The following is a 3073-nucleotide window of genomic DNA, read 5'->3' as shown; positions in this document are numbered from 1 at the left end:
AGACACGGAACTGATGCCAGGATGCATCATTAATGGATTTGGCTAAACAATGATTTTTCACCATATTTTTAATCCTCAAATCTTCGTAGGCGATCAAGTCGTTAGACTGAACTAGCAAGAGTGCTAACTTCACAGCATGGTGCAATACGATTGCCTCAATATAAAAACTACTATGTCGTCGAACAATCCGCTTAGATTCTTTAATTCGTCCAACATATTTTTGAACACCCATGCGTTTAATTTTTTGACCAGATTCTGCACTCGATTACGGTGTTGTCAACACCAGCATCCAGGAAACCTTCACTGCCATCGACAGATTCGAGTGCTTCGCGGTAGATGAAATCCTACTGATGAGGGAACAGCAGCTTTACCTACAAGCTGGATATAAAAACTTTGAAGAATACTGCCAGCGTGAGTTATACGCCTGGGGTGAATACCGACGAATCAACCAACTGCTAGGAGCCAAAAAGGTCATAGACGCAGTTGGCGAGTTGGGGGGACACATCAAAAATGAGCGTCAGGCTCGTCCGTTACTTCGTTTAGTCAAGCAACCAGATAAACTAAAACAAGCTGTAGCGATCGCTCTGGAAGAAAACCCCTCCCCTGGTGAATCAGACTTTGCTGCTGCTGCAAATATTGTGGTTCCTCAACTTCCACGCAAAAAGCAATCTATTCAAGAACCAATGGTTCCCAAAATTCAAGAACCAGTGGTTCCTCAAAAAGCTATTGTCACAGTTTCACAACAGTCCCATCCAAGATATGGAGAAGAGGGAACCATTAAAGCAGATGCACCGAATCACTGGCAGCAGATTGTCACCTTTGCTGATGGCGAGAGGCTGCTGATCAACAATGCTGATTTAGATGCCGCTAGTGTCCCATTCCCCAGAGAGCGCACTTACCCCGCAGAATATACGGAAGCGATCGCAGCACTCAAAGAGCAACACCAGCAAGAGTTAGAGCGCTTACAGCAGGAATTGAGGATTGGACTACAGTCAGAAGCCACAGCCAGAGCCGAAGAACAAGTAAGTGAGCAAATCTCATCCTTGCAAAACCTGTACAGACAGCAGAAAGAGCAAAATATTCAGTTGCAGCTACGTTTAGATGACATGGAATCACTACGGCAGTTGGAGATTGAAAACCAACAGCTTAGGCAGCGTATTCAAGATTTGGAACGCGCCGTAGAAGAACGTCCCTCGCAACAATGGGGAAATACCATGATCCAGCAAGCGACCAAAGCGTTGAACAAGCAGGTAAAACTTGCTCTGGAGAAAACTATTGATTTGCGATCGCTGGCACAAGAACCACCCAAAGAAAATGCCCAGGAATGTCTCCGACTGATGGGTATGGCGTTGAAGAATCTCGCCAGTGCTATGAACAATACCCAAGCGCTCGAAGCTGCTGCGATAATTCTGGGGAGTGAACCTACACCATCTGCGATCGCATATCGAGCCGAACAACTGCAAATGCTGCCCCAAGCTGTTAGTGACATTAGGGCAGTGCTAGCTAAACCGGGGTGTAGCTGGCAGGAGTTTTGGGATGTTGCCCAAGAGTATGAGGTAATCAAACAGGACTACTGGGCGGAATTAACTAACCAAGAGACAGAGTTAATTATCGCAACAAGCAATACAAGGATGAGGCGATCGCCACAGTTACCAGCAACCCCTACCAGTTAGCCGAAGATATCTACGGTATCGGTTTCCTAACAGCTGACAAGATTGCTCGGAATTTGGGAGTCCCATCTGATAGTGAATTTCGTTACCGTGCGGGACTCATTCATGCTCTGGGTGAAGCCGCCGCTGATGGGCATTGCTACTTACCCCAACCAGAACTAGTTGAGCAAGTCATCAAACTGCTGACTACAGAATCCCATGAACCTAAAGAAAGCGCGATCGCTGACATCATTAAAGATATGGCACTAGCCAATGACTTAATCCGCGAGAAAAGTGAAGACCAAACGCTGCTATGTTACAAACCGACTTACTTTCATACTGAACAGAACCTTGCTCAATTAATACAACAGCGATTAAACCAACCAGTTAAACAGGATATGCCTCGTGTCCGTGACTGGATTGATCGCTTTACCAAAAGCCGCAAAATCCAGCTTTCACCACAGCAACGCCAAGCTGTTGAGATGGCTGCCTATTCCAAAATCCTGATTTTAACTGGTGGACCTGGTTGCGGGAAAACTTTCACTACCCACACCATAGTCTCTCTGTGGAAAGCAATGGGCAAATCTATCGCCCTAGCTGCCCCCACTGGACGGGCTGCTCAACGTCTGGGTGAAATGACTGGGCTTGAAGCAAAAACCATACACCGCTTGCTTGAATTCGACCCCAAGACAATGGGCTTTAAGTGCGACAGCGAAAATCCTTTACCCCACAGTGCAATTATTGCTGATGAAGCCAGTATGCTTGACTTGTTTCTGGCGTATTCTTTGGTTAAAGCGATGTCTACGACGGGCTTCGCCTACGCTGATGGGTCGCAATTATTATTAGTCGGAGATATCGACCAGTTACCTTCAGTTGGCCCCGGTCAAATTATCGCTGACCTGATTAATTCTGGTCGTGTACCTGTAGTGCGCTTGACCCAAGTATTCCGCCAAGCCCAACAGAGTGCAATTATCACCGCTGCTCACCAAATTAATCAGGGACTGTACCCTACAATCGAGCCAATTTCTGATAATCCCGTGTCTGACTGCTTATGGCATGGCGGCGGATATCAGCCTGAACATGGTGTACAAGCAATCTGCGAACTCATCACAGACTTTATTCCTCGCTTAGGCTTTAATCTGGCTACTGATGTGCAAGTCCTTTGCCCCATGTTGCGCGGTTTGATTGGCACTCGTAACCTCAATACCGTATTGCAGCAGTTGATTAATCCACCCAGTCCCGACAAAGTAGAGATTACCAGGGGCGGGAATTTATTACAAGAAGGCGATCCTGGATGGATGGCTTTTTCCGTGCAACCGGGGGAACCACTTTTAAAGCAGCAGCGGCGAAATCTGATTCACTGGGTGAGGGGTTTGACTCTAAAGCTAACTCGACAGCAGCAATAAGCTTCTCTGGTTCTTTAG

The 3073-nt window shown here is 46.8% G+C and carries 1 protein-coding gene and 2 pseudogenes; 2 read left to right on the top strand and 1 reads right to left on the bottom strand.

Annotation, left to right across the window (positions count from 1 at the left end; genetic code table 11):
- A pseudogene (locus LC653_RS45405) lies at window positions 1-265 on the bottom strand (RNA-guided endonuclease TnpB family protein); the annotation flags it as partial.
- Window positions 266-350: 85 nt separating this feature from the next.
- On the opposite strand from LC653_RS45405, the gene LC653_RS45400 reads away from it, so the two are divergent.
- Both LC653_RS45400 and LC653_RS45395 read left to right on the top strand, forming a co-directional pair.
- Window positions 351-1673: a hypothetical protein gene (locus LC653_RS45400; protein WP_229501777.1), complete on the top strand. Its 1323-nt coding sequence runs from the start codon at window positions 351-353 to the stop codon at window positions 1671-1673.
- Window positions 1619-2938: pseudogene (locus LC653_RS45395) on the top strand (AAA family ATPase); the annotation flags it as partial. The gene LC653_RS45400 and the pseudogene LC653_RS45395, both read left to right, overlap by 55 nt.
- Between the last annotated feature and the right edge of the window lie 135 nt (window positions 2939-3073).

Source organism: Nostoc mirabile CHAB5784, assembly GCF_020829645.1.
GTDB lineage: Bacteria > Cyanobacteriota > Cyanobacteriia > Cyanobacteriales > Nostocaceae > Nostoc > Nostoc mirabile.
The sequence above is the reverse complement of the archived record's forward strand: the minus strand, read 5'-3'. Positions and strand labels throughout refer to the sequence as shown.